30 protein-coding genes and 1 pseudogene are annotated in these 25,431 nt (G+C 58.1%); 13 read left to right on the forward strand and 18 right to left on the reverse strand.

Annotated elements, in window-relative coordinates; all coding sequences use genetic code 11:
* Window positions 1-325: 325 nt before the first annotated feature.
* On the forward strand, window positions 326-976 hold the full coding sequence (locus AB7M22_RS27460) for a hypothetical protein (protein ID WP_063341985.1): 651 nt from the start codon (window positions 326-328) through the stop codon (window positions 974-976).
* A gap of 121 nt (window positions 977-1,097) precedes the next feature.
* On the opposite strand, the gene AB7M22_RS27465 is transcribed toward AB7M22_RS27460, so the two are convergent.
* From AB7M22_RS27465 to AB7M22_RS27475, 3 genes are all read right to left on the reverse strand, one after another.
* Window positions 1,098-2,627, reverse strand: coding sequence for a SulP family inorganic anion transporter (locus AB7M22_RS27465; RefSeq protein ID WP_454188361.1), 1,530 nt, complete (start codon window positions 2,625-2,627; stop codon window positions 1,098-1,100).
* An 84-nt stretch (window positions 2,628-2,711) separates the two neighbouring features.
* Window positions 2,712-3,443 (reverse strand): carbonic anhydrase, encoded by a 732-nt coding sequence (locus AB7M22_RS27470; protein WP_008008004.1) that lies wholly within the window; start codon window positions 3,441-3,443, stop codon window positions 2,712-2,714.
* 245 nt (window positions 3,444-3,688) lie between these two features.
* Window positions 3,689-4,747 carry a PA0069 family radical SAM protein gene (locus AB7M22_RS27475; protein WP_454188362.1) on the reverse strand — a complete coding sequence of 353 codons (1,059 nt, stop codon included), beginning with the start codon at window positions 4,745-4,747 and terminating at the stop codon, window positions 3,689-3,691.
* A 195-nt stretch (window positions 4,748-4,942) separates the two neighbouring features.
* Here AB7M22_RS27475 and AB7M22_RS27480 point away from each other — a divergent pair, with 195 nt between their 5' ends.
* A complete protein-coding gene (locus AB7M22_RS27480) occupies window positions 4,943-5,245 on the forward strand; it encodes a hypothetical protein (protein WP_454188363.1) in 303 nt (100 codons plus the stop codon).
* Between the two features lie 227 nt (window positions 5,246-5,472).
* Entirely contained in the window at window positions 5,473-6,120 is a 648-nt protein-coding gene (locus tag AB7M22_RS27485; protein WP_008008010.1) for a phosphatase domain-containing protein, read from the forward strand.
* Window positions 6,121-6,166: 46 nt separating this feature from the next.
* Here the strand turns inward: AB7M22_RS27485 and AB7M22_RS27490 are convergent, their stop codons facing one another.
* Together AB7M22_RS27490 and prlC are read right to left on the reverse strand one after the other, a co-directional pair.
* Entirely contained in the window at window positions 6,167-6,454 is a 288-nt protein-coding gene (locus tag AB7M22_RS27490) for a YheV family putative zinc ribbon protein (RefSeq protein WP_454188364.1), read from the reverse strand.
* Window positions 6,451-8,502 carry an oligopeptidase A gene (prlC, locus tag AB7M22_RS27495; protein WP_454188365.1) on the reverse strand — a complete coding sequence of 684 codons (2,052 nt, stop codon included), beginning with the start codon at window positions 8,500-8,502 and terminating at the stop codon, window positions 6,451-6,453. Before prlC ends, AB7M22_RS27490 begins: the two co-directional genes overlap by 4 nt.
* A 101-nt stretch (window positions 8,503-8,603) precedes the next feature.
* Between prlC and AB7M22_RS27500 the strand changes: the two genes are divergently transcribed.
* The 3 genes and pseudogenes from AB7M22_RS27500 (at window position 8,604) to AB7M22_RS27510 (ending at window position 10,467) form a co-directional block, all read left to right on the forward strand.
* Window positions 8,604-9,158, forward strand: a complete 555-nt coding sequence (locus AB7M22_RS27500) for a gamma carbonic anhydrase family protein (protein WP_454188366.1) — start codon at window positions 8,604-8,606, stop codon at window positions 9,156-9,158.
* Window positions 9,159-9,194: 36 nt separating this feature from the next.
* Window positions 9,195-9,845: an HAD family hydrolase gene (locus AB7M22_RS27505; RefSeq protein WP_454188367.1), complete on the forward strand. Its 651-nt coding sequence runs from the start codon at window positions 9,195-9,197 to the stop codon at window positions 9,843-9,845.
* A gap of 174 nt (window positions 9,846-10,019) precedes the next feature.
* Window positions 10,020-10,467 (forward strand): annotated as a pseudogene (locus AB7M22_RS27510) (REP-associated tyrosine transposase).
* 90 nt (window positions 10,468-10,557) lie between these two features.
* Here AB7M22_RS27510 and AB7M22_RS27515 read toward each other — a convergent pair.
* Entirely contained in the window at window positions 10,558-11,649 is a 1,092-nt protein-coding gene (locus tag AB7M22_RS27515) for an aminopeptidase (protein WP_454188368.1), read from the reverse strand.
* Between the two features lie 58 nt (window positions 11,650-11,707).
* Here AB7M22_RS27515 and AB7M22_RS27520 point away from each other — a divergent pair, with 58 nt between their 5' ends.
* Together AB7M22_RS27520 and AB7M22_RS27525 are read left to right on the forward strand one after the other, a co-directional pair.
* Window positions 11,708-12,124, forward strand: a complete 417-nt coding sequence (locus AB7M22_RS27520) for a PA0061/PA0062 family lipoprotein (RefSeq protein WP_008008024.1) — start codon at window positions 11,708-11,710, stop codon at window positions 12,122-12,124.
* Window positions 12,125-12,164: 40 nt separating this feature from the next.
* The gene (locus AB7M22_RS27525; protein WP_008008026.1) at window positions 12,165-12,584 is read left to right on the forward strand and encodes a PA0061/PA0062 family lipoprotein; all 420 of its coding nucleotides are present in this window, start codon (window positions 12,165-12,167) and stop codon (window positions 12,582-12,584) included.
* Window positions 12,585-12,590: 6 nt separating this feature from the next.
* On the opposite strand, the gene AB7M22_RS27530 is transcribed toward AB7M22_RS27525, so the two are convergent.
* On the reverse strand, window positions 12,591-12,824 hold the full coding sequence (locus AB7M22_RS27530; protein WP_123500560.1) for a DUF1161 domain-containing protein: 234 nt from the start codon (window positions 12,822-12,824) through the stop codon (window positions 12,591-12,593).
* A gap of 171 nt (window positions 12,825-12,995) precedes the next feature.
* A complete protein-coding gene (locus AB7M22_RS27535) occupies window positions 12,996-13,427 on the reverse strand; it encodes an OsmC family protein (protein WP_007902777.1) in 432 nt (143 codons plus the stop codon).
* A 238-nt stretch (window positions 13,428-13,665) separates the two neighbouring features.
* Between AB7M22_RS27535 and AB7M22_RS27540 the strand changes: the two genes are divergently transcribed.
* On the forward strand, window positions 13,666-14,667 hold the full coding sequence (locus AB7M22_RS27540; protein WP_454188369.1) for an LLM class flavin-dependent oxidoreductase: 1,002 nt from the start codon (window positions 13,666-13,668) through the stop codon (window positions 14,665-14,667).
* A gap of 64 nt (window positions 14,668-14,731) precedes the next feature.
* Here the strand turns inward: AB7M22_RS27540 and AB7M22_RS27545 are convergent, their stop codons facing one another.
* Together AB7M22_RS27545 and AB7M22_RS27550 are read right to left on the reverse strand one after the other, a co-directional pair.
* Window positions 14,732-14,956, reverse strand: coding sequence for a DUF1161 domain-containing protein (locus AB7M22_RS27545; RefSeq protein ID WP_008008034.1), 225 nt, complete (start codon window positions 14,954-14,956; stop codon window positions 14,732-14,734).
* 129 nt (window positions 14,957-15,085) lie between these two features.
* A complete protein-coding gene (locus AB7M22_RS27550) occupies window positions 15,086-15,301 on the reverse strand; it encodes a dodecin (protein ID WP_007902773.1) in 216 nt (71 codons plus the stop codon).
* A 154-nt stretch (window positions 15,302-15,455) separates the two neighbouring features.
* Here AB7M22_RS27550 and AB7M22_RS27555 point away from each other — a divergent pair, with 154 nt between their 5' ends.
* Complete coding sequence (locus AB7M22_RS27555) at window positions 15,456-15,782, forward strand: DUF883 family protein (RefSeq protein WP_008008037.1); 327 nt, start codon at window positions 15,456-15,458, stop codon at window positions 15,780-15,782.
* Here the strand turns inward: AB7M22_RS27555 and AB7M22_RS27560 are convergent.
* Window positions 15,779-16,672 (reverse strand): LysR family transcriptional regulator, encoded by an 894-nt coding sequence (locus tag AB7M22_RS27560; protein WP_454188370.1) that lies wholly within the window; start codon window positions 16,670-16,672, stop codon window positions 15,779-15,781. The two genes, AB7M22_RS27555 and AB7M22_RS27560, sit on opposite strands and share 4 nt — an antisense overlap.
* Before the next feature lie 112 nt (window positions 16,673-16,784).
* Here AB7M22_RS27560 and trpB point away from each other — a divergent pair, with 112 nt between their 5' ends.
* The 3 genes from trpB (at window position 16,785) to AB7M22_RS27575 (ending at window position 19,408) form a co-directional block, all read left to right on the forward strand.
* Window positions 16,785-18,020: a tryptophan synthase subunit beta gene (gene trpB, locus AB7M22_RS27565; RefSeq protein WP_007902766.1), complete on the forward strand. Its 1,236-nt coding sequence runs from the start codon at window positions 16,785-16,787 to the stop codon at window positions 18,018-18,020.
* Complete coding sequence (gene trpA, locus AB7M22_RS27570) at window positions 18,020-18,832, forward strand: tryptophan synthase subunit alpha (RefSeq protein ID WP_201061002.1); 813 nt, start codon at window positions 18,020-18,022, stop codon at window positions 18,830-18,832. The genes trpB and trpA overlap by 1 nt, the downstream gene beginning before the upstream one ends.
* A 120-nt stretch (window positions 18,833-18,952) precedes the next feature.
* Window positions 18,953-19,408, forward strand: a complete 456-nt coding sequence (locus tag AB7M22_RS27575; protein ID WP_454188371.1) for an anti-virulence regulator CigR family protein — start codon at window positions 18,953-18,955, stop codon at window positions 19,406-19,408.
* A 100-nt stretch (window positions 19,409-19,508) separates the two neighbouring features.
* Here AB7M22_RS27575 and AB7M22_RS27580 read toward each other — a convergent pair whose 3' ends face one another.
* The 7 genes from AB7M22_RS27580 to AB7M22_RS27610 form a co-directional block, all read right to left on the reverse strand.
* The gene (locus AB7M22_RS27580) at window positions 19,509-21,470 is read right to left on the reverse strand and encodes a DUF7844 domain-containing protein (protein WP_454188372.1); all 1,962 of its coding nucleotides are present in this window, start codon (window positions 21,468-21,470) and stop codon (window positions 19,509-19,511) included.
* On the reverse strand, window positions 21,467-21,787 hold the full coding sequence (locus tag AB7M22_RS27585; protein ID WP_008008047.1) for a DUF2388 domain-containing protein: 321 nt from the start codon (window positions 21,785-21,787) through the stop codon (window positions 21,467-21,469). The genes AB7M22_RS27580 and AB7M22_RS27585 overlap by 4 nt, the downstream gene beginning before the upstream one ends.
* A gap of 28 nt (window positions 21,788-21,815) precedes the next feature.
* On the reverse strand, window positions 21,816-22,133 hold the full coding sequence (locus AB7M22_RS27590; RefSeq protein WP_008008049.1) for a DUF2388 domain-containing protein: 318 nt from the start codon (window positions 22,131-22,133) through the stop codon (window positions 21,816-21,818).
* A 222-nt stretch (window positions 22,134-22,355) separates the two neighbouring features.
* Complete coding sequence (locus tag AB7M22_RS27595) at window positions 22,356-22,673, reverse strand: DUF2388 domain-containing protein (protein ID WP_007902756.1); 318 nt, start codon at window positions 22,671-22,673, stop codon at window positions 22,356-22,358.
* A gap of 136 nt (window positions 22,674-22,809) precedes the next feature.
* The gene (locus AB7M22_RS27600; protein ID WP_454188373.1) at window positions 22,810-23,019 is read right to left on the reverse strand and encodes a DUF1127 domain-containing protein; all 210 of its coding nucleotides are present in this window, start codon (window positions 23,017-23,019) and stop codon (window positions 22,810-22,812) included.
* 259 nt (window positions 23,020-23,278) lie between these two features.
* Window positions 23,279-23,494, reverse strand: coding sequence for a DUF1127 domain-containing protein (locus tag AB7M22_RS27605; RefSeq protein WP_007902752.1), 216 nt, complete (start codon window positions 23,492-23,494; stop codon window positions 23,279-23,281).
* A 319-nt stretch (window positions 23,495-23,813) separates the two neighbouring features.
* Window positions 23,814-25,307, reverse strand: coding sequence for an acetyl-CoA hydrolase/transferase family protein (locus AB7M22_RS27610; RefSeq protein WP_454188374.1), 1,494 nt, complete (start codon window positions 25,305-25,307; stop codon window positions 23,814-23,816).
* Window positions 25,308-25,431 lie beyond the last annotated feature (124 nt).

The following is a 25,431-nucleotide window of genomic DNA, read 5'->3' on the forward strand; positions in this document are numbered from 1 at the left end:
CGGCAAGGGAGCGGCTTTTTCAGACTACGAACTTGAATCGCCGAGCCTTGCTGCATATGCAGTCGGGCGTCATCAGCTAACTCCATTCAGAACCGAGTATAGACAGCGACTGCCACCTCGCAACGCGATGGCGTAAATCGTCTGAAACAGCTTGCACTTGCGTTCCAGGTCACGATTGGAGAAGGATGCAGACGAGTGGTGGCAAATCGATATAACGTAGGCGTCTCAAGGATGAAATAATTATGACAAATACGTCTTAGCATTTTTCGTAAGCCAGCTAAGTTATGTCTTCCCTATTTCATTGCCTTTGTTTCCTGGAGTTTTCATGAACACCGCCGCATTGCGCGAGCAGATCCAAAAAGCCCAACAACATGAGGCCGAGACCGGCCTGCTGACTCGTCAGCTGGAAACCCAACTGCCGCACCTTCACTCCGCCATCCAATTGCCGGATGTCGATGCCAACGGCGTGATGACGCGTTTTGTGGCCGCGTATATAGAACAAGTGCCGGACCTTCTGGATGCGGCCAATGAAGTCGCCAGGGAAGCGGGCATCGAATCGCAGATCAAGCCGGTACTGAAAATCGCCGAGCAGTTCTTCCTCCAGCCACCGGCGATCATGGCCGGTCACGTCGGCCTGGACAGCCTGCTGGACGAAGCCTATCTGGCGCATCGGTTGGTCGAAGAGGTCAACGACCTGTACATCAAGCATTTTGGCCAGCCACTGATCCCCTTGGACATGACTGTTGCCAACCTGATTGCCCACCAACTGATCGGCGAGGAATTTGCCAATCAACTGGATGAGGCGGTGCATCACGCTGTGGACGAGATGCTTAACGATGAAAGTTTCGCGCTGGAGTCGGTAGAGGCCTACCGCGAGAAACTCAACAGCCCGGACACCGGCGCCGCCTGGAAGCGCTGGCCGTGCCTGTCGCGCCAATTGGGCGTGGGCCTTGAGCTGGATCAGCCAGCGGCGTAACTGCCTGTGTAACCCTTGCACGAACGAGACTTGCCCTTGTAGGAGCGAGGCTTGCCCGCGAAGCTTTTGGCGTACTCGAGGACGCCTTCGCGGGCAAGCCTCGCTCCTACAGGGGGTTGCCTCAACCCGCCGTTGAGCCAACGCCAGCGGTGGTACGCAACCGTCCTTCAAGCCTGCGCTTCAACCCCCGCGCTTCAATTAACAGCTTCGAGCCCTTGGCCGCATTGGCCCGGCCCCACTCCTCAAGCAACTCCAGACACGAGTGATCGATATAGCTCAGATTGTTGAGCGGTACATGCACCGTTGCACCTGCCGGAATGCTCCCCAGCACTTGGGTCAGCGCCGGTACCTTGAGGAAAGTCGCCGCCCCCACCAGTCGCAGTTCCATCTCGCCGTCTGCCGGCAGATCGATCAGGCTGATTTTCAGGCGCGAAGCCTTCCAGGCCAGTTTGGCCAGCGTCAGGCCGAAGCCGATCAGCACGCCGGTCAGCAGGTCGGTGAAGATGATTGCCAAAGCGGTCGCCGCATAGGTGAACATCGGCATCCGGCCATAACGGCCCAGACCGCGAAAGGCCTTGAGATCCACCAGTTTGAAGCCGGTGTAAACCAGAACCCCCGCCAGACTCGCCACCGGAATGCTTTGCAGCACGCTCGACAGCAGCAGCACGAAAGCCAACAACCACAGGCCATGAAACACCGTCGACAGTCGGGTGGTGGCGCCGGCCTGGACGTTGGCCGAACTGCGCACGATTACCCCGGTCATTGGCAGTGCACCGAGCAGACCACACAGCATGTTGCCCACACCTTGCGCCGACAATTCACGGTCGAAGTCCGAGCGCTGGCCGCTGTGCATGCGGTCCACAGCGGCGGCCGAAAGCAGAGTTTCGGCGCTGGCGATAAAGGCCACGGCGAAGGCAGCGATCAGCAAGGCCGGGTCTGCCAGGTTGAGCAGGTCCGCCGGGCGCAGCCAATCGATGGCTTGCGCCAGGTTGGCCGGGACTTCCACGCGTTTGACCTGTAATGCGAGCATCAGGCTGGCAATCGTTGCCAGACCGACCCCCAGTAAGGCTCCAGGAACGAAACGCAGAGAGTGCGGGCGAAACTTTTCCCACAGCCACATTACGGCAATGGTCGACAGTCCGAGCAAACCCGCTTGCCAACCAAACGACGGCAAAGCCTGAATCACTGCAGCGGGGAAGGCCGCCAGATTATCCAGCCCCGATGGCTTGGGCACAGCGTCGAGCATCACATGCACCTGTGACAGCACGATCAGCACTCCAATCCCGGCCAACATGCCATACACCACAGCCGGCGCCGTGACCCGAAACCAGCAACCCAGTTTCAAACGCCCGGCCACCAATTGCAGAAAACCCGCCAGCAGCAGGATCGGCCCGAGCATGGCGATACCATGCTGGCGCACCAGTTCGAACACCAATACCGCCAGGCCCGCCGCCGGGCCGCTGACTTGCAGCGGCGATCCGGCAAGCCAGCCGACCACCAGACCACCGATGATGCCGGTGATCAGGCCTTTGGCTGGCGGCAGCCCTGAGGCGATGGCGATGCCCATGCACAAGGGCAGGGCGACCAGAAACACAACCACCGAAGCCAGCAGCTCCCGTGGCAGAACAGCTTTTAATTGAGCGGCACGCATGGTGACTCTCCCGGAGTTTTTTTCAGGCGTGGCAAAGCCGTGCCGCCTGATCGGCAGCCTCGGCTAAACCATACTTAGGAGGATTTAGAAGCGCGCTTTGGGCGTCGCCACCGGAATCGGATGGCTGCCATCGAGCGGCAGGAAACAACCCTGATCCGCGTCGTAAGCCTGGATTTCGCTGGTTTCGATGTTGTAGACCCAACCATGGATAAACAGCTGACCGTTGGCCATGCGCGAGGCCACCGATGGATGCGTGCGCAAATGCTGCAACTGAGCGATCACATTCTCCTCGGTGAGGATGTGCATGCTCTCGTTCTCGTCAACGCAATGGCAGTTGTCCTGAACCATGGTTTTCGCCACTTCCGCATGACGCAGCCAGGCCTTTACCGTCGGCATCTTTTCCAGGCTCTGCGGGTTGAGCACGGCGCGCATGGCGCCACAGTCAGAGTGCCCGCAGATAATGATGTGCTGCACGCCGAGGGCCAGCACTGCGTATTCGATGGCCGTGGAAACACCGCCGTTCATTTGCCCATAGGGCGGCACGACGTTGCCGACGTTGCGGGTCACGAACAAGTCGCCGGGGGCGCTTTGGGTAATCAGTTCGGGAACGATGCGTGAATCGGCACACGCGATGAACATCGCCCGAGGCCGCTGGGCCGTGGCGAGTTTTTTGAAGAGTTCTTCCTGCTGCGGAAAGATCTCGTGATGAAAGTGCAAAAAGCCGTCAACGATATGCTGCAGCGCTGCATCGGCGGTTTCCGCCTCGGGTTGGGCTGAAGCCGACGCAGCCAACGGCTGTTTATCCTTGTCACTCATGATTCATCCTCTTTGGCGGAGTCAGGGAATTTTCCCGTTTTGTCCGGTATGAAGCCCAGTGGCTGTTTAAAAAACATCCAGGTCGAAGAGCCAGACCCGTCAGTCACTCGATGAACAAGGTAGCCGTTGAAACTTAACTCAAACTGAATAAAACGCTCTAGAACGAGTGTTCCAGGTCACAAAAAACGTGACCAGCCTAAACGCGGCGTATCGTTTTCACTACTCAACCATAGGGCTAATTGTCCTTAAATCAACGACATTTGGCGACCCGGCGGACAAAAGGCTTCGCAATCCAGATTGAAACCTTCCCGATTATTGAGCCCCAGACGCTTGATGGTTTTGGCGAAGCGTTGCGCCAACAGGTCGGCAAACGGCCCTTCACCGCGCATTCTGGCACCGAACCGGCTGTCGTAGAGCTCGCCACCACGGCTTTGGCGGATCAGGCTCAACACATGAGCTGCACGCTGAGGATAGTGGGCGGCCAGCCACTCTTCGAACAGCGGCGCCACTTCCAGCGGCAGGCGCAACATCATGTAGGCCGCACTTTGCGCGCCGGCCGCATGGGCTTCGGTCAGCAGGCTTTCGAGTTCGCTGTCGTTGATCATCGGAATCATGGGTGAACACAAGACCCCCACAGGAATACCGGCCTCGCGCATCACCCGAATTGCCCGTAGCCGCGCCTTGGGTGCCGCGGCGCGAGGTTCGAGGATGCGTTTGAGTTCATCATCCAGCGTGGTCAGGCTGATCATCACCGCCACCAGCCTTTGTTCGGCGAGTTCGGCCAGCAAGTCCAGATCGCGAAGAATCAGCGAACCCTTGGTGATAATGGTCACTGGATGGCGGTAACGCAGCAGCACTTCGAGAGTCTTGCGGGTGATTCTGTGTTCACGTTCGATCGGCTGATAAGGGTCGGTGTTGGAGCCCAGGTTGATCGGCGCGCATTGATAGCCGCGTTTGGACAGTTGCTCCTCCAGGACATCGGCGGCGTTGGTCTTGGCGATCAGTTTGGTTTCGAAATCCAGCCCCGGTGACAGGTCCCAATAGGCGTGACTGGGGCGCGCGTAGCAATAGATGCATCCGTGTTCGCAACCACGATAGGGATTGATCGAGCGGTCGAAGGGTAAATCCGGCGAGTTGTTGCGGGTAATGATGGATTTTGCCGTTTCAATGCGCACCTCGGTGCCTTGGGTGATTGGCGCTTCCTGATACCAGCCGTCATCCTCGGCCACTGAACGGTTAGGCGCGAAGCGGTTGTGCGGGTTGGTGGCGGTGCCGCGGCCGCGAGGGGGCAATGGCGTATGCATGGGAGGAGATCCTGAGTGCTGTATGTGCATACAGTATACGGGCGTGACGGAGTCGACCAGTGCCGTTCGGCGCCTGACAATTTTAAGCTTCGTCATTATGCGAAACATAAAGCGCGTGGCACTTTTATCTGTGTTGTTAGTATTCTTCACTTCACACGAAGTTGTCGTGTTCTCAATATTAAAAGGATTTAATAGATGTCTGTATACAATCAGCGTGGCGTGTTTTTACAATTACTGGCTCCTTCAATCGTTAGTCCAAAAGAAGTTCGGGTTTCCATGCAGTTTGCGCTGAAGGAAGAAGGTTATGATCCTGAAAACCAAGCACTTACGTATTCGCTGCTGGACTCCAGTACCCGCGAGGCGGTGTCGAATGATGGCGGTGTGACCTTTACCATGGGTGGAGCACCCGATGTCAACGGAAATGGTGGAATCGACGCGCAAGATAAAGTTGTGTTGGTTGCCTTGGCGAAAGCCTATTCAAAAATCATTAACCCTTGATTGCAACTTGGCTTCAGCTATCCATGAATATTGATAAGTTTATGGCTCAGTGATTGCTCCTAAACGATACGGAACTTCTCCGTGTCGTTTTTATTAGAGAAGTTCATAGGGGTTGCGAAGAAATCCGCATGAGCCGTTCAATTCACGATTCTTTGACGGCAGGCTCACAGGCCTTTGACTGCTCGCGGCTGAAGCTATGCAGCACTATTCAATACGGTTGTCCGAGCATGTCCCGACTGCACCTCTTGCCTGCGACATTTCTATTGTCACTGGCCGCATTTTTCAATCTGACATTGGCCCATGCGGACGACATCGCGTCCCCCCGCCCGGCGGAATGGGCCCAATCGGTCGAAGTGCAATACAACCTCTATCAAATGTCCCCGACGCTCTATCGCAGCGCATTGCCGGATCAGGGAGCGGTGCCGTTACTGGAAAGGCTCAAGGTCGCAACCGTTATCAACTTCTTGCCCGAATCGGATTCACGCTGGTTATCCACGCCAGGTATCGCGCAGGTACAGCTGCCTTATCGCACCAATCACGTGGATGATGCGGATGTACTCAAGGCCCTTCGCACAATTCAGACCGCCGAGGCCAAAGGCCCTGTGCTTATGCACTGTAAACACGGTTCGGATCGTACCGGCCTGATGGCCGCGATGTACCGGGTGGTGGTGCAAGGCTGGAGCAAAGAGGATGCCCTGAACGAAATGACCCAGGGCGGCTTTGGTGACAGCACCCATTTCAAGGACGGTGTGCGTTACATGATGCAGGCCGATGTCGACAAACTTCGTACGGCGCTGGCCAATGGTGATTGCAGCACGAGTCCATTTGCCAGTTGCTCGATGAAGAACTGGTTCAAATCGGCCCATGTCGAGTAAGTAATACCTTCCACTGCGTGGCGCAGTGGAAGGTGGTTTCCGGCACTCAGTGTTGCTCGTCTGGCTTCTTCTTCAACTTCGGGTTCGGGAAAAACTGCACGGCCTGAACCTTGGCGTCCGGCACCTTGAGCGCCGAGGTATTGACCCGCGTGCCCAACTCCTTGGGCACCGACAGACCTTGTTCATTCAGCGTATCGGAATAACCGCAGGCCACGCACTCGCGATGCGGAACTGTGTCCTCGCTCCACATCATCAACTTGTCCGGCTTGCTGCAGGCCGGGCAGACCGCCCCGGCGATAAAGCGTTTTTTGGTAATCACAGGTCCCTCACTCATGCTGCCGCGTCCTCACTCAGGCCGCTGTGGCGCAAGAGTGCGTCAATCGATGGCGCACGGCCACGGAAGTCGACGAACAGCACCATTGGCTCTTGGGAACCACCACGCGCCAGGATCGCTTCACGGAACGCGCGACCGGTCTCGGCATTGAGCACTCCGTCTTCTTCGAATTTCGAGAAGGCATCGGCCGACAATACTTCAGCCCACTTATAGCTGTAGTAACCCGCCGCGTAACCACCGGCAAAGATGTGGGCGAAGCTGTTGGGGAAGCGGTTGTAGGCCGGCGGACGCATGACCGAGACTTCGTCGCGCACGCCTTCGAGCACTTGCAGCACGCTGCGGCCGTCGCCGTGGGTGGCGTGCAATTCGAAGTCGAACAGCGAAAACTCCAGTTGGCGGACCATCATCAGGCCGGACTGGAAGTTCTTCGCCGCGAGCATTTTCTCCAGCAGATCCTGAGGCAACGGCTCGCCGGTTTCGTAGTGACCGGAAATCAGCGCCAGACCTTCCGGCTCCCAGCACCAGTTTTCCATGAACTGGCTTGGCAGCTCGACCGCATCCCAAGCCACGCCATTGATGCCGGACACGCCAGCGTGCTCGACGCGGGTCAGCAGGTGATGCAGGCCGTGACCGAATTCGTGGAACAGGGTGGTGACTTCGTCGTGGGTCAGCAGGGCCGGTTTACCGCTGTCGGCCGGGGTGAAGTTGCATACCAGATTCGCCACCGGGCTTTGCAGCACGCCGTTGATTGTGCGGCGATGATCGCGGGCGCCGTCCATCCAGGCCCCGCCGCGTTTGTTGGCGCGGGCATACAGGTCGAAGAAGAAACGACCGACGTGCTGGCCGTTTTCCTTGATTTCGAACAGGCGAACGTCCGGGTGCCAGGTATCGAAGCCTTTCAGCTCGGCGATCTCGATGCCGTACAGGCGCTGGACGATGCTGAACAAACCACCCAGAACCTTGTCGATCGGGAAGTACGCGCGAAGGGTTTCCTGGGCGACGCTATAGCGCTGTTCGCGAAGTTTTTCCCCGTAGAAACCGCTGTCCCAGCTTTGCAGGTCCGGGCAACCCTGTTCGGCGGCGTAGGCTTTGAGCTGTTGCAGATCCTGGGCGGCGAACGGCTTGCTGCGTTTGGCCAGGTCGCGCAAGAAACTCAGCACCTGATCATTGGATTCGGCCATTTTGGTGGCCAGGCTCAGTTCCGAGAAACTGGTGAAGCCCAATAGTTTTGCCAGCTCCTGACGCAGGTCGAGGATTTCCTCCATGACCGGGCCGTTGTCATTCTGACCAGCATTCGGGCCTTGGTCCGACGCACGGGTGCAGTAGGCGGCGTAGACTTCCTCACGCAAGGCGCGGTCCTGGGCGTAGGTCATCACCGCGTAGTAACTCGGGAATTCCAGGGTGATCAACCAGCCATCCAGCTCTTTGGCTTGCGCGGCGGCGGCCATTTGCGCCTTGGCCGACTCGGTCAGGCCGGCGAGGGCGGCTTCGTCGATGACGTGCTTGGTCCAGGCCTGAGTGGCGTCGAGCAACTGGTTGGAGAAGCGGCTGCCCAGTTCCGACAGTTTGCTCTGCACGTCGGCGTAACGCTTTTGTTCGGCTTCAGGCAGGTCGATCCCCGACAGACGGAAGTCACGCAGGGCGTGTTCCAGGATCGTTTTCTGCGCCACGTCGAAACCGGCGGCCTCCGGGCTGTTGGCCAGCGCTTCATAGGCCTGAAACAGTTCACGGTTCTGGCCCAGCTCGGTGGCGTAGGCGCTCAGGGCCGGCAGGCAGGACTCATAGGCTTCGCGCAACTCAGCGCTGTTGCACACGGCGTTGAGATGGCTGACCGGGCTCCAGGCGGCGCCCAGACGATCGTTGAGTTCATCCATCGCCAGCACCAGGCCAGCCCAGGTCGGTTGTTGGCCCTGGGTTTTGAGGATGTCGACGACGGCAGCACGGTTGTCAGCCAGGATCTTTTCAATGGCCGGTTGCACGTGTTCGGCACGGATCGCCGAGAACGGCGGCAGGTCGTAGGACTGCAGAAGAGGGTTGTTCACGCTCACGGTTGGCACCTTGGCTGGAAAACATGCGGGAAGAAACATGGCCCCATCTTAATTACAATCGACGCTCACCGCAGCTATCAGCAAAAGAGAGAGAGCCTATCGTGACCCTTCGCAAGTATCAGAACCACACGCCGCTGCTGGGTAAAGGCGCCTTTGTCGACGGCTCGGCAGTGGTGATCGGCGACGTTGAAATCGGCGAAGACAGCTCCGTCTGGCCGCTGACAGTGATCCGCGGCGACATGCACCGCATCCGAATCGGTGCACGCACCAGCGTGCAGGACGGCTGCGTGTTGCACATTACCCACGCCGGACCATTCAACCCCGATGGCTTCCCGCTGCTGATCGGTGACGATGTGACCATCGCGCATAAAGTCATGCTTCATGGCTGCGCCGTGGGTAACCGGATTCTGATCGGCATGGGCAGCATCGTCATGGACGGTGCGGTCGTCGAGGACGATGTGATCATCGGCGCCGGCAGCCTGGTACCCCCGGGCAAGCGCCTGGAAAGCGGGTTTCTCTATGTCGGTAGCCCGGTGAAACAGATCCGACCGCTGACTGACAAGGAAAAAGCCTTTTTCACCTACAGCGCGGCGAACTACGTGAAGCTCAAGGATCTGCACCTGACCGAAGGCTACGACCAGCTCCAAGCCTTTTAATAACGGAAAGTGTCTCGCTATTGCTCAGGAATTTTCATGCATTACCAAACCGTACTGTTCGACCTTGATGGCACGCTGACCGACCCGCGCGAAGGCATTACCCGCTCCATCCAGTTCGCCTTGGGCAAACTGGGGATCGATGAGCCGGACCTGACCAGGCTCGAGCACTTCATCGGTCCGCCGTTGTTGCAGGCGTTCATGCAGTTCTACGACTTCGACGAGCCCAAGGCCTGGGAAGCGGTGAACTTCTATCGCGAGCGCTTCAAGGTCACCGGTCTGTATGAAAACCGCGTGTTCGACGGCGTCACGCCACTGCTGGAAAGCCTGGTTGGGCAAGGGCGACAGCTGTACATCGCGACCTCCAAACCATGGATTTTCGCCCGGGAAATCGCCCGGCACTTCGACTTCGCCAAGCATTTCAAAGTGATTTACGGCAGCGAGCTGGATGGCACGCGGACCAACAAGGTCGAGCTGATTGCCCACTTGATGAGCGAAGAAGGCCTGGACCCGGGTAATACGCTGATGATTGGCGACCGTAAACACGATCTGATCGGCGCTCGCAGCAATGGACTGGACGCGGCAGCGGTGGGTTATGGGTTTGGCAGCCGGGAAGAGTTGAGCGCCGAAGCACCGGCGTATCACTTCGAGACGCTGGAGGAGATGCATCAGGCGTTTTTGCAGCGTTAGTTGAATTGCCTTCGCGGGCAAGCCTCGCTCCTACAGATGATCGAAGGCCCCTGTAGGAGCGAGGCTTGCCCGCGAAGGCGTCCCCCCAGACACATCCTGAGCAACTGTTCTCACTCCAATCCCTTCTAATCGTCCTAGCCTTAACACTCCGGCCACGATCAAGGAGGATCATCATTGCCAGAACTCAAACATGCTCATCGATTGCGCTCCGGGCGATATTCGGAGTCCGGACAGATTTACCTACTGACCGCGGTGGTTTTGAATCGAGAACCGTTGTTTCGCAACTTCAAGAGTGGTTGATGCTTTAAGGACGGCTGAGCGAGAAGAGTTTGCGACAACGTTAGCCTGGGTTGTGATGCCCGATCATTTTCATTGGCTGATTGAGTTAAAAAATACTCAGCTACCTACATTGATGGCCCGTACCAAATCCCGGATTGCAGTGACGGTCAATCGCTCGATTCGCCGTCAAGGTCCGGTTTGGCAGCACGGCTATCATGATCGCGCCATTCGCAAGGAAGAAGACTTGCAGGCAGTTGCTCGATACATCGTCGCCAATCCGTTGCGAGCGGGGCTGGTGGAGAAGATTGGGGACTATCCGTTGTGGGATGCAATTTGGTTGTGACATTCAAAGACGCCTTCGCGGGCAAGCCTCGCTCCTACAGGAAGACGCGTAAATTCCGTAGGAGCGAGGCTTGCCCGCGAAGAGGCCCGCTCAGCCACCGGAGCTCGCTGATCCGGCCAACACTTTCAACGCCGCCTTACGCTCCCCGACCGGCAATGCGCCCAATTTCTCCACCGCCGCATAAAACCTCAGCCAATCCTCATCGACTTGCCCGAACAACGCGGCAAACGCCGGTACCCATTGGTCATACAAACCAAACGGCAACAGTCGGGCATTGTTCATCGGGGTGTTGATCCAGGCATCGTAGCGTTTGTTCCCGGCCCATTGGCTGTCGCGTAGCGTCCGGTATTCACGGCGCAATTGTTCGAACTCTGCCGCTTTGCGCTCGCGCATGTGCTCGGCAGGCAGTGGCAGGGCGTATAGCCGCTCCAGCCTCTTGCGGGTGTCCAGAACCAACTGGATGAACTGATCGCGTTGCCGCACCAAAGCTCCATTATCTGGTGGCATGCCTCGGAATGCGCGCCATTGGCGAGTGCCCTCCTGCTCGACGAAGGTGGCGAAGGACTCGTTGAACTCGGTGTCGTCTTTCACATAAAAACGTTGATGGGCGAGTTCGTGGAAAATCAGCGTGGCCAACCGTTCGTCGCCCCAACCCATCATCGAGCTCATGATCGGGTCGTTGAACCAACCGAGCGTCGAATAGGCCTCGACGCCGCCAATCGACACGTCCATACCTTGCAATCGTTGCAACGCGGCCTCACCGCGGGCAGCGCTCTGGCTGTAATACCCGCGATAGGCGACGCAGCCGGCGATGGGGAAGCAATGGTTCTGCGGCTTCAGCGAAAACTCCGGCGTGGCAAAGACGTTCCAGACTACAAACGGTCGGCCGATGTCGGCGTACAGGCGGTAGCTCTGGTTGTCCGGCAGGTGCAAGCGCTGGCTGGCGAATGTCCGGGCCTTTTGTGATTGGGCCAGATGCGCGCGCAATTGCTGATCGCGACCGGGATCGGCAATCACACTGGAAACCGGCTCCCGTGCCCGCAGCAAGTGCAGCTGACCACTGGCCAATTGGCCGTAATAGCTGATGCTGGCGCAGCCGTTAAATAACAAAAGAAGCATCCCCGGAAACAAAATGCGTAAAACGCGATCAAGTAACCCAAGGCTTGGACGCGGCCTGATCAAAATGAATCATCCCTGGAAAGTCTGCCCGCAAGACTATCCCGCCTATTGGAGCTCCGCTATGCGCAAGTTGATGCTGACGGGAGGCCTGCTGATGCTGGCCGGTTGTGCTGGACTGCCCACCCCTGATCCTTCGCAGGCATGGATCGATCTGGATTCACGGCAGGAAGACACCGCGCTGCAAGCGGTGGAAGTCGATGACAAGGCTTCCATCGATAAGCGCTACTTCGAGGTGCAGCCGGGTAGCCATGAACTGACGGTTCGCTACTTATTCGCAGTCCAGCCGACCAATATTGGCCCCGACGCCGAGCCGCTGTGGCGCGACTGCCAGTTGAATGTGAAATTCAAAGACTTCAACGCTGGTCAGCGGTATCAGCTGCAAGCGGGGTATATCGGCTTTAGGCCGTGGGCGAAGCTCTATGATCAACAGCGAAAAGTGATTGGACAGGGCACACCTGCAGGCTGCCAACGTACTTGATCGACGCTATGCTGAATGATCAGTCCTTGGGAAATTCATCATGCGCAGGTTGTTGCTGTTGCTCGCTGCAGGCGCCTTTGTCGGTTGCACGAGTCCGTTGCCGGCGGTCGATCCGCAGATGGCCTGGGTCGACTTCGCTACGCCGAGCCCCGGCGGGAAACTGCTGATGGCCGAACGGCTGGACAACCAGCGGCTGAGCGACGGGCGTTACTTCCAGGTCACCCCGGGTAGCCATGAACTGAGGGTACGTTTCGACTTTGAAGTGTATGGCGGTGGCTCGGGCTTGATGAATGCTCCGCTGGAGCGGCTGTGCTACCTGACCATTAACTACGACCATTTCGAGGCCGGCCAGCGTTACCTGCTGGAAGCACGTTCTCTGGCGTTCACCCCCAGCGCCCGGCTCTATAACGCCAAGCGGGAGATTGTTGCCGAGGATCGACTGACCAACTGCGTCATGTGAGACGAATCAACGGTCATTTTTTTGGTAGATGATTTTCTTGGTGCCGCCTTCGCATGAGCCGACGACCATGTTCTGATCGTGGACTTCGTCGTTGGTGACGATTTCCAGCGTGTAGGACGAGACGTTATTGGACTGGATCTTGGCTTCGATCTCGGCCTTGAGTTCCTCACAGGATTTCGGTGCCGCGAGAGCCGATGTGGCCAGCGTGCAACAGATAACCGCCAAGGCAAAACGTTTCATGGTTGAAGCTCCCTTAAGGCAGCGCGCATGGTGATGCGCTGAAGCTGCTGTCATTTATTCGACCACAGTTTTGTCAGTCAGGTTATGTTTCAGGACAAAAAAAGACCGCAACCTGCGCAAGGGAGCCCGCGAAGGCTGCGATCTCTTACCAGCTAGCGTATCAACCCATTATCAGCTGACCAACGTCGCATCCAGGCTGATTTTCGCATTCAACACTTTGGACACCGGGCAGCCTTCTTTGGCCTTGTTGCTCAGTTCCTCGAATTGCGCTTGGGTCGCCCCGGGGATTTTCGCCTTGAGAATCAGTTTTACCGCTGTGATTGCAAAGCCACCGTCAACCTGGTCCAGGGTAACTTCGGCATTGGTGTCGATACTGTCGGCCTTAAGGTTGGCCTCGCCGAGAATCATTGAAAACGCCATGGAAAAACAGCCCGCGTGAGCCGCGCCGATCAGCTCTTCCGGATTGGTGCCTTTACCCCCTTCGAAACGGGCCTTGAAGCCGTAGGGCGCGTCTCTGAGGACGCCAGTTTCCGTGGAAATCGAGCCGATACCGGTTTTCAGATCACCTTCCCAATGAGCCGATGCTTTCTTTGTGATAGCCATGTCTGCCTCCTCAAGATCCGGCGCGAAACGTCGCGCCTTCGTGGTTTTCGGTTACCAGGGTTCTGAGGATAGACCGTCAGGCAAAGTTCACCTCATCTGATCGGTCCTCTAATCGCGCAGGAATTTTGTCTCTCCTATTGAAACTCGGGTATATGCCCTCATTGCATAGAACACGCTTATAGACTCGGCAGGTTTTCGTTCGTGAAAAAACCTGCTTACCCATTGGAGAAGCAGGTTCATGAAACGACTATCCGATATCAAGTTTTCGACCCTCGATCTGGTGCCTGTGCGGGAGAACGGCAGTGCGGCCCAGTCTCTGCGCAATTCCCTGGACCTGGCGCAACACGTCGAAAAATTCGGCTACAACCGCTTCTGGGTCGCCGAACACCACAACATGGACGGGATTGCCAGTTCGGCGACCTCGGTTCTGCTGGGGTACTTGGCTGGCGGCACTTCGAGTATTCGTGTCGGTTCGGGTGGCGTGATGCTGCCCAACCACGCGCCACTGGTGATCGCCGAGCAGTTCGGTACCCTTGAAAGTCTGTACCCGGGACGGATCGACCTGGGCCTGGGTCGCGCGCCTGGATCCGATCAAATGACCGCTCGCGCCTTGCGTCGTGAGCGCTCCGGCAGTGCCGACGACTTCCCGCAAGACGTGACTGAACTGATGCGCTACCTCGGCCCACGCACGCCGGATCAGCGGATCATTGCCATGCCAGGTACCGGCACCAATGTCCCGGTCTGGTTGCTGGGTTCGAGCCTGTTCAGTGCGCAGTTGGCGGGTGAGCGCGGTTTGCCCTACGCCTTCGCTTCACATTTCGCACCGCGCTTCATGCATGAGGCGATTCGCGTTTACCGCAACCACTTCAAGCCTTCAGCGGTTTTGGATAAGCCTTACGTGATGCTTGGCGTGCCACTGGTGGCTGCAGACACTGATGAGCAAGCCGACTATCTGGCCACTTCGGTCTACCAGCGGATTCTCGCGTTGATGCGTGGCCAGAGCCTGGTGCAACGCCCGCCAGTGAAGACCATGGACGGCCTGTGGCTGCCTCATGAGAGAGAGGCGGTCGGTGATTTCCTTGGCCTTGCCATGGTCGGCAGCCCGCAGAAAATTCGCGCCAAGCTTGAAGTGCTGATCGAGCAGACTCAGGCGGATGAGCTGATTTTCACCTGCGACCTGTACGAACATGCTGATCGTATTCACTCCTATGAGTTGCTGGCGCAGGTCATGAAGGGCTGAAGCGCAGCAGCACCCACAAAAAAGCCGACGCCATTGCGTCGGCTTTTTCATTATCGAGGGCAGGTCAGCCCTGCTTGTAGACGATTTGCCTGGAGCCTTTTTCACAGGTGCCGACGACTTTTCCGTCAGCAGCAGCGCCTTTGTCGACGATCTCCAGTGTGTAATTGGAAATGCCCTTGGCATCCAGTTTCGCTGCGATTTCGGCTTTCAGCTCGTCGCACGACTTGCCTTGGGCAAAGGCTGTTCCCGCAAGGCTCAACAAGCCTACCGCCAAAATAAACTTCTTCATGGGTTGCACTCTCTGGTCGGATCAATAGGGGAGAGCATCCAGCTATCGGCTGGATGCGCTCACCGCGTAGCGCTCTGCCATTCCCTATGGCATTCGGCCAGCGCGCAAGTTCAGAAGACTAGCTCAAACTCAGCTACTGGCAATCCGGAATCCGACTTTGAGCGTCACCTGGAAGTGTGCTGCTTTGCCGTCCTTGATGTGTCCGCGGGTTTCGGTCACTTCAAACCATTCCATGTACTTGAGGCTTTTGTTGGCTTCGGCCAGGGCATTGTTGATGGCGTCTTCAATGCTGGTGGTGGATGAGCCAACCAGTTCGACTTTCTTGTAGGTGTGATGGTCAGTCATGGCGTTCTCCTAAGGGTGTGAAATACAGCCTAGCAGTGATTTTTCTTATTTCTTCTGTCGACCAATCCGGATGGAAGTTCAGATTTACTGCACTTTCTCCAACCCCTGAAGTCCCAACCAACACACGCAACTCAAACAATGCAGGAGAGCCACCATGGCCAATACCTCGTTACGCAAAGCCTCATTGCAAAGCATGGAAGCCGAAATCGAGAGTCTGCTGAAATCGTTGGAAAGCCTGAAGGACGACGCCTCGGACGAGTCGCGTAAAACCCTTAAAACGCTGAAAATCAACGCCGAGAACGCGCTGAAGCATTCGCGTCATCTGCTCTCCGATGCCTATGAAGAGGTCAAGGTCAAAACCCGTGAAACCGGGATCGCGACACGTGACTACGCCCAGGAACACCCTTGGACTACAGCCGGTGTCGCCGTTGGTGCGCTGGGCCTGCTCGCGGCCTATTTATTGTGCAGACGTGGTAACTAAGGTGCCTGGCGCAGTTCGTTTTTAAGCCACTGCGCGAGCTGCCGAGCGCGCCCGTCCGCAGCGCGCTTGGGTAGCCACAACGCCAGTTGTGCCGGGGTTTCACAGAAACCCCATGGCGCAACCAGGCGACCGGCTTTCAAATCCTCGGCCACCAGCGGTTCGGGAGCGATGGCTACACCCAATCCGGCGACTGCTGCCTCCAGCAAATAATACAAATGCTCGAAACCCTGACCGTACTTCAGTGCCTTGCCGTCGAGGCCGCTTTGCTGTGCCCAACTCGGCCAGGCTTGCGGACGTGAGGTGGTGTGCAGCAAGGGCTCGGTCAGCAGCGCATGAGCCGGTGCATTCTGCAGCCTTTCGCAGCCGACGAATCGTGGGCTCATGACCGGGCCGATGCGTTCGCTGGCCAATTCGTAGACCTGCATGTCCGCCGGCCATGGCGGCTCGGCAAATACCAACAGAGCATCCAGGCCGGGCCGCCGTGGATCAAGATCGCCTTCGCCAGCCGACAGGTGCAAACGCAGATCCGGCAGATCCGCATTGAGCCGCCCCAAACGCGGAATGAACCAGCGCGCCAGCAGGCTGCCCGAGCAGCCGAGCACGAACGGCGCATCGGCAGTGCTTTGGGTCAATTCGGCGCAAACGCTGCGCAATCGCTCGAAGGCTTCACCGCTGACATCGCGCAAACGGACACCGGCATCTGTGAGTTTCAGGCCGCGTCCATCCTTGATGAACAGACTAACCCCGAGGTGTTCTTCCAGCGCCTTGAGTTGTCGGCTGACCGCACCATGAGTGACGTGCAGCTGTTCGGCGGCCTGGCTGACGCTGTTCAGGCGGGCAGTGGCTTCGAAGGCGCGAAGGGCGTTCAGCGGAGGAAGGTCGTGGCTCATGGTATCTGTGAGTTTTCCTGACAGGTTGTGGCGATCTTATCGGTTTTCAGTGCGGGACGTCAGGGGTAGAGTGAACCCCATCGTCACCTCTCGAATACAACTGGAGCGACCCATGACCCAGACTAATCTGCGCAACGGCCCCGATGCCAACGGCCTGTTTGGCGCGTTCGGCGGCCGCTACGTCGCCGAAACCCTGATGCCGTTGATCCTCGATCTGGCCCGCGAATACGAAGCGGCCAAGGAAGATCCGGCGTTCAAAGAAGAATTGGCCTACTTCCAGCGAGATTACGTCGGACGTCCAAGCCCACTGTATTTCGCCGAGCGTCTGACAGAGTTCTGTGGCGGCGCGAAGATTTACCTCAAGCGCGAAGAGCTGAACCACACCGGCGCGCACAAGATCAACAACTGCATCGGCCAGATCCTGCTGGCGCGGCGCATGGGCAAGAAGCGCATCATCGCTGAAACCGGCGCCGGCATGCACGGTGTGGCGACCGCCACCGTGGCCGCGCGTTTCGGCCTCGATTGCGTGATCTACATGGGCACCACTGACATCGAACGTCAGCAAGCCAACGTGTTTCGCATGAAGCTGCTGGGCGCCGAAGTGATCCCGGTGGTCGCTGGCACCGGCACCCTTAAAGATGCGATGAACGAAGCCCTGCGTGACTGGGTCACCAACGTCGACAGCACCTTCTACCTGATCGGCACCGTGGCCGGTCCGCACCCGTACCCGGCCATGGTTCGTGACTTCCAGGCTGTGATCGGCAAGGAAACCCGCGAGCAGTTGCAAGCCCAGGAAGGCCGTCTGCCCGACAGCCTGGTGGCGTGCATTGGCGGTGGTTCCAACGCCATGGGCCTGTTCCACCCGTTCCTCGATGACAAGAGCGTTGAGATCATCGGCGTCGAAGCCGCCGGTTACGGCATCGAAACCGGCAAGCACGCGGCCAGCTTGAACGGCGGCGTACCGGGTGTGCTGCACGGCAACCGTACTTTCCTGTTGCAGGACGACGATGGCCAGATCATCGACGCTCACTCGATCTCTGCCGGCCTCGACTATCCAGGCATTGGCCCGGAACACGCCTGGTTGCATGACATCGGCCGCGTCCAGTACACCTCGGTGACCGACGACGAAGCCCTCGACGCATTCCACAAATGCTGCCGCCTGGAAGGGATTATTCCTGCACTGGAAAGCGCCCATGCCTTGGCCGAAGTGTTCAAACGCGCACCGACCCTGCCGAAAGATCACCTGATGGTGGTCAACTTGTCCGGTCGTGGCGACAAAGACATGCAGACCGTGATGCACCACATGGAACACTCTCAACAAGAGCAATCCAAGCAGGAGAAACACTGATGAGCCGCCTGCAAACGCGTTTTGCCGAACTCAAGGAACAGAACCGCGCCGCCCTGGTGACCTTCGTGACCGCTGGCGATCCGAGCTACGACACGTCGCTCGCGATTCTCAAAGGCTTGCCGGGAGCGGGTGCCGATGTGATCGAGTTGGGCATGCCCTTCACCGATCCGATGGCCGATGGCCCGGCGATTCAACTGGCCAACATTCGTGCCTTGGGCGCCAAACAGAACCTGGCGAAAACCCTGCAAATGGTTCGCGAGTTCCGCGAAGGCAATAACGAGACTCCGCTGGTGCTGATGGGTTACTTCAACCCGATTCACATGTACGGCGTGCCGCGTTTCATCGCTGAAGCCAAAGAGGCCGGTGTCGATGGCCTGATCGTGGTCGACATGCCGCCCGAGCATAATGGCGAGCTGTGCGACCCGGCACAGGCGGCGGGCCTGGACTTCATCCGTCTGACCACTCCGACGACTGATGATGTGCGCTTGCCGACTGTATTGAACGGCAGTTCCGGCTTTGTTTACTACGTATCGGTGGCGGGTGTGACCGGTGCGGGTGCGGCGACTCTGGAACATGTCGAAGAAGCCGTCACCCGTCTGCGTCGCCATACCGATCTGCCGATCAGCATCGGATTTGGTATCCGCACACCGGAGCAAGCGGCGTCCATCGCGCGTCTGGCCGACGGTGTGGTGGTGGGGTCGGCACTGATCGACCACATCGCCAATGCCTCAACGCCGGATCAGGCTGTGGAGGGTGTACTCAGCCTGTGCGCGGCCTTGTCTGATGGCGTACGTAAAGCGCGGGTCAGCTGAAGGTAAAGTTCCTGATACAGAGGAATTAGAGCTTCTCAGCACAGACTAAACAGCAAGACCGAGGGCTTCAGGACTACGTTCTGAAGCCCTTTTTGCTGTAAGGCTGTGAGGAAAGACCTGATGAAAATGCCGAAACGTCTGATTGCCAGCCTGGGCGTGCTGATGCTCAGTGCGACTCCATTACTGCACGCCAGCGCCGATCAGCGCGACGATAACGGCCGAGGCGGGCCGCAGCAGGGTCATTACGATAACCGCGGTGACAATCGTGGCGACGATCACCGTGGCTCGCAGGACAATCGTCGCGGCGGTCCACCACGGGATTTCGGCCCGGTGCGTCAGACTATCCACGATAACCATGGTTATTTCGTACGCGGTGCGCCGCCACCTCCAGGTGTTCATCTGGTCCGTGGCCGGCCGTTGCCTCACGGTTATTACGGCGAACGTCTGGATAACCGCGCGTTGGGCCGACTGCCGTATTACCCGGGTTACGAGTGGCGTCGAGCGGGCGGCGATATTGTGCTGATCGCCGTAGGCACCGGGATTGTTTATGAGATTCTGGATGGAGTGCTCTACTGACCGCTCGCGGTTGAATACAAAAAGATCGCAGCCTTCGGCGGCTCCTACAGGGGAATGCGATACCTCTGTAGGAGCTGCCGAAGGCTGCGATCTTTTGCTTTCAGGGCAACTCCAACCCACCCGCAGCCTTGTGCAGCTTGCGCAAATGTTCGCCAACCTGCTTCAGGTTGGCTTCATTGGCGGCCATCTCGGCGGCTCGACTCGGTTCGAGCAGTGCTCTCACTTCCTTGTCGAGATCCCCGGTCAGCGCTTGCAGCTGCTTCTGGCGCAGATTGCTTTCCGACTCCAGACGCGTCCACTCGTTCGGTTGCGGCAAACCATAACCACCGGTGCCGAGCAGTTCGGCCGGACGACTGAGGAAGCCGCTGTTGGCGAGAATCTCCTGCAAGGTCGCATTGGCCTTATCCATGCCGCCATTCTTCAGTTCCCGAGCACCCAGATAACGTTGCTTCACTTCGTCCTGGGCCAGCACCATCTGCTGACGGAAACTGGCCTGCTCCAGCAGTAGCAATGCCGCGCTGGTGCGTAAGTCAGCCTGATCAATCCATTTGCGGCGCTCTTCAGCTTTCAAGGACAGCCAGTCCTCGACCTTGTCCTGCTTGATCGGCAAATGCTTTTTCAGCACTTCGAACATCGCTTGATAACGCTCGCGGAAGGAGTCGAAGCGATAGCCCAGGCGCAGTGCTTCGCGGGGATCATCCAGCACGCTGGTGTTTGCCAATCCACGGCCCTTGAGCACTTCCAGCAAACCGTTGGGCATGATGCTGTCGAGGCCGACCAGTTGCGCATTGTTGGTGCTGCTGCGCAGTAATTTCAGGCCTTCTACCGCGCAGTTGTTGGACAGGAAAAAATAGTTGCCGTCGTAACTCCAGTGCATCTCCGCGGCGTGTTCCACCACGTCTTCGATCTCGCTGTGCGACAGGTTCAGCGGCACCGATGCCAGGCTGCGCAGTTCGGTCTTGGTGTATTCGTCGATCACCTGGGCCAGCGGCAAGACAAACAGGCGTGACGGATATTTACCCACCAGGCCATCCCAGCTCGACAACTGTAGGTCACCGACGAAGGCGCGGTAGGACAACACCAGATGCTGATCCAGATCCAGTCGACAATCCGGCCCGCGAGGCCGACCCGGTGCACAGATCACCAGTCGCAGCATGCTGTGGCCCCAGCGGCTGACCCAGTTCTGGTTGGCTTCTGCCAGTAGATAGTCAACAGCGTAAACCCGCTCCGGATCGACCTGACCCAAGGGCTGCTTGGCGAAGTCGTTACCCGCATTGAGGAAGGCGAATGATTGGGCGCATGTGTCTTTGGCGGCGGGCGCCCAACCGAAATGTTCTTTGTAGTAGCGATACAGCGCAGGACGACGGCAGGCATAGCTTGGGTCGAGGAGGAAGTACTCCATATTGACCGCGACGAACTCCTTCGGGCTGCTCGTCTCGTAGATGTCCGGGCTGCGGGCAATCTGCCGGTTGTGCTGTTCGCGCTCACCGCGTCGACCGACGTATTGCGGCCAGCCGGCCAAATCCAGCAGACGAGGATCATCGCTGAGGGTCCAGCGTCGCTCCGTCTGCCCACGGCATTGATCGGGGATGCCGATCAGCCCGGAGCTACTGTTACGTTGCGTGCAACGCTGGATCAGCCTGCGCTCGGCGGCTGGCCACAGGCGCGCGCGATCATAAATGTGGGTGAGTTCGTGCAACACCGTGGCGAGCATTTCCCGGCGCACGGTACCGTGGGGACGATACGTTTTTTGGGTCGCGGCGCTGCCGTTGGTGAGGCTGGCGAGCAGATTGCGATTCAGGTCCAGCTCGGACACCAGCGATGCCTGACCGTAAGCATCGCTCGGCATTTCGTCGGTCCAGCCGACATCAATGCGCCGGTCCAGTTGCTCGATGAAGCGCGGCGGTAACGCCTGCATGGCTTCATCGAGCAACGCCTGACTGGCCTGCTGTTGCGCGGGGCTCAGACCGTCGGTCTTGAGCCGTAATTGCAGGCCGGCCTGAGCCGTGTTGCCAAGCAGCAACACAACCCCGGCCAGCAGCCAGGCGCCTAGCGACTTCACAGTGCGAGGATGGCTTCGGCGAGAACCTGATCACTGGCGTCTCGGGCTTCCGGTACGCGGGTGCGCAAGGTGTCGAAGGCCGCTTCCAGGTGCGCGCCGCGGATTTCACCGTCGCTGGCGACGAAACTGGCCGCATCGTCGTGGGCTTCACGGACGATCTTCGAATCACGGATGGACGTGGTGGTATCGGACGTGAAATCAAGTGTGCGCTGGGAGGCACGAATGATGATGTTACTGGTGGCTACCAGGGTGTGCGCCTGGGCCACGTCGGCCAACAACAGCAGGCCAAGGGTGGCAGCAATCAGCGGGCTACGCATGGAACGACTCCGGAGGAACAAGGGATAACTATTGGACGAGAATTGCCTCTGCCAGTTCAAGGTCGCTGGCATGAAGTTTTGGCTGGGTCTGGCGCAGGTAAATCAAGGCGGACTCCAGTTGCGATCCTCGCAGTTGACCGTCACTGGCAATGAACGCGGCAGCGTCATCCCGGGCGGCGATCAGCAGTTTATGGTCGAAGGGGGCGGAGGTCACCATGCTGGAGGCGTAACCGCTGGCCACGGTGCCTTGCGTAGAGAGGTTGAAAGCATCGAAGGCATGGGCCGAACCCGACCAGCAAGCCGCCAGAAAAACCGCAGTGATCGACAGATTGGAAAGAAAACGCATGAGGCTCGATAGCTGAAAGCGAGTCCCAAGGCTAGCGCAATGCCCGGGCTAGAGCCAGCGCCGAAACATTGGGACACCTGTGGGAGCGGGCTTGCTCGCGAAAGCAGTGTGTCAGGCGACATCAATATTGGATGTGCTGACGCCTTCGCGAGCAAGCCTACTCCCACATGGATTGCGTTTAACTGAACAGCGTCAGGGCGTGTCCCGCGTCAGAGCTGTCGCTTAGATCGTCAGGATGGCCTGGGCCAGCTGTGCGTCGGTCGCATTCAGTTGTGGAGTCTGTTGACGGATGTGGTCGAGCGCGCTTTCCAGTTTCACACCACGAATGGCGCCTTCACTGGCGACGAAGCTGGCGGCATCGTCACGAGCGGCACGGACGATTTTGTCGTCGCGAAAGGACGACGAGACATCCGACGTTGCGTCAGAGGACGCCTTCAGTCCACCCACAATGGAATCGGTGGTCACGATAAAGCTGGTGGCGTGGGAATTGGCAGCAACGGCAAGCAGGGCGGCAGCGCTGAGCAGACGTAGACGGGACATGGGGTAGCTCCTTTGGATAGACCGATTTAGAGGTGGCTCAGGATCAGACGCCTGTCGTAAAGCGTTCGCCACGTTCTATCTGGATATTAGGCCTGTGCACCTCGGTTAGAACAGTCCCGTCTGTTAATGGACAAAGCTAGCACCAGAACGGTTTGTCCACTTCGTTGAGGCGGTCGGCATGACTGATGCCCAGATCCGAGAGCTGTTGATCATTGAGTTGGCCCAGTAACCGTCGGGTGCGAGCCCTTTCCAGGCTGTCGGCGAACGCTCTCAGTAATCCTCGAAGCTTGGTCAAGCGGGGCTTAGCTTGCGGTGTGACGATGGAAACATTTAGTAAGTTATTCATGGGCGCGGTCCTTTTGCCAGCTTGTCGGGATTCAATGGTGACCCCCCTACGCCTGCGGCCACAGACACACCCCGATGAAATTGTACTGGTTAAATTTGTTGAATATATAAACTGTACCTATTGAGGCTATCTCTTCTGTACGACCCAATGTGAACGCTCCAAAACGACAAAACCCGTCGTGGTTTCCCACGACGGGTTTTGTTTGTTCAATTCGGGTTGCTGGCGGTGGATCCGGAGGATCAGAGCCAGCGACGCTAACTTAGCGCCAGAACGGCTTGCTCAGCTCTTCGTAGCGTTGTGCTTCGCTAATCCCGGCGTCAGCCAGCAGACGCGAATCCAGACGAGCCAGTTGATGGCGGCTGGAGATGCGGCGCTGCCACAGCATCAGGTTGGCGATAACGCGCAGAGGCATGGAAGCCTGGGTTTTTGCAGCAGTATCTTCGAAGAACAGTTCGGAACTGAGTGTACGTTCCATGGTTGACATCCTTCCGCTTATGGCGGGATTAGGTAGTGGTTTAACTGATGCCAATGATCCTCTCGTTTGGCCAGTCTCTGTAGATACAGTTCACCTGTATTGTGAGAGACCAGTTAACTGTTAAAAGGCAGTGTACTGGTCTAAATTGAGGCAACTGTACCTATGCGCACCAATACGGTGCCTTTTTGCTCCATTCAACGCAAAGGGTAGGAAAATACCGTAGGAAAAGACCGGTACAGCAGTACAGTTTTTGACGGTGTTGGGTGTTATCACCGCGAGCTGACGAAACTGTGTTTGCGTCAGCTGCAATCTGTATCAATTACACCGCCAGCATGCGCCCGGTTTCTTCCAGGTTTATGTGCCAACTCAGGGCATCGCGAAGGATGTGCGGGGTATGCCCGCCGACTGCGCAAGCGGCAGTGAAGTAGTCATTCAAGGCTGGTCGATAGTCCGGGTGAACGCAGTTGTCGATGATGACCCGGGCGCGCTCACGCGGTGCCAGGCCACGCAAGTCGGCCAAACCTACTTCGGTCACGAGAATGTCGACGTCATGTTCTGTGTGGTCGACGTGGCTGACCATGGGGACCACGCTGGAAATCGCGCCACCCTTGGCAATCGACTTGGTGACAAAGATCGCCAGGTGCGCATTGCGCGCGAAATCACCGGAGCCGCCGATGCCGTTCATCATCCGCGTGCCGCAGACGTGGGTGGAATTGACGTTGCCGTACAGGTCGAACTCCAGGGCAGTGTTGATGCCGATGATGCCCAGGCGCCGTACCACTTCGGGATGGTTAGAGATTTCCTGAGGGCGCAGCACCAGCTTGTCCTTATAGTGCTCCAGATTCCCGAACACATCGGCATTTCGCCGGCTCGACAGGGTGATCGAACTGCCGGAAGCAAAGCTCAGCTTGCCGGCGTCGATCAGGTCGAAAGTCGAATCCTGCAGCACTTCGGAGTACATGGTCAGGTCTTCAAACGGCGAGTCGATCAAGCCGCACATCACTGAATTGGCGATAGTGCCGATACCGGCTTGCAGCGGGCCGAGCTTGTTGGTCATGCGACCGGCAGCCACTTCTTGTTTGAAGAAATCGATCAGGTGGTCAGCGATGGCCTGTGTGTCGCTGTCCGGCGGTAAGACAGTGGACGGCGAGTCGGACTGGTTAGTGATCACGATCGCGACGATTTTTTCTGGCGGTATCGGGATGGCGGTACTGCCGATGCGGTCGTCGACCTTCACCAGCGGAATAGGCGTGCGGGTCGGCCGGTAGGTCGGGATATAGATGTCGTGCAGGCCTTCGAGATTCGGGTTGTGCGCCAGGTTGATCTCGACGATCACGTGTTTGGCGAAAATCGCGAAGCTGGCCGAGTTACCTACCGAGGTGGTCGGCACGATATGGCCCTGCTCGGTGATTGCCACGGCTTCGATCACCGCGATGTCCGGTAGCTTGAGTTGTTGGTTACGCAGTAGCTCTACGGTTTCCGACAGGTGCTGGTCGATGAACATGACTTCGCCGGCATTGATCGCCTTGCGCAGGGTGCTGTCCACCTGGAACGGCATGCGTCGCGACAGTACGCCGGCTTCAGTCAGTTGTTTGTCGAGGTCGTTGCCCAGGCTGGCACCGGTCATCAGGGTGATTTTCAGCGGCGTGACCTTGGCGCGCTCGGCCAGTGCATGAGGCACGGCCTTGGCTTCGCCGGCTCGGGTAAAGCCGCTCATGCCGACGGTCATGCCGTCCTGAATCAGAGCGGCAGCGTCGGCGGCGCTCATCACCTTGTCCAACAATGAAGGCAAGCGAATACGGTCACGGTACATGATTGTTATCTCGGGCAACGGAAGCAAGGGGCGCAGTCTAGTTAATTTTATGGGTACCCGTCCCGCTACCAAGGTCGCATTCGAGGCGTCTATTCTGGGCTTTTCAGACAAAACACCGTTACAG

Source organism: Pseudomonas sp. ADAK2 TE3594 (assembly GCF_053628675.1).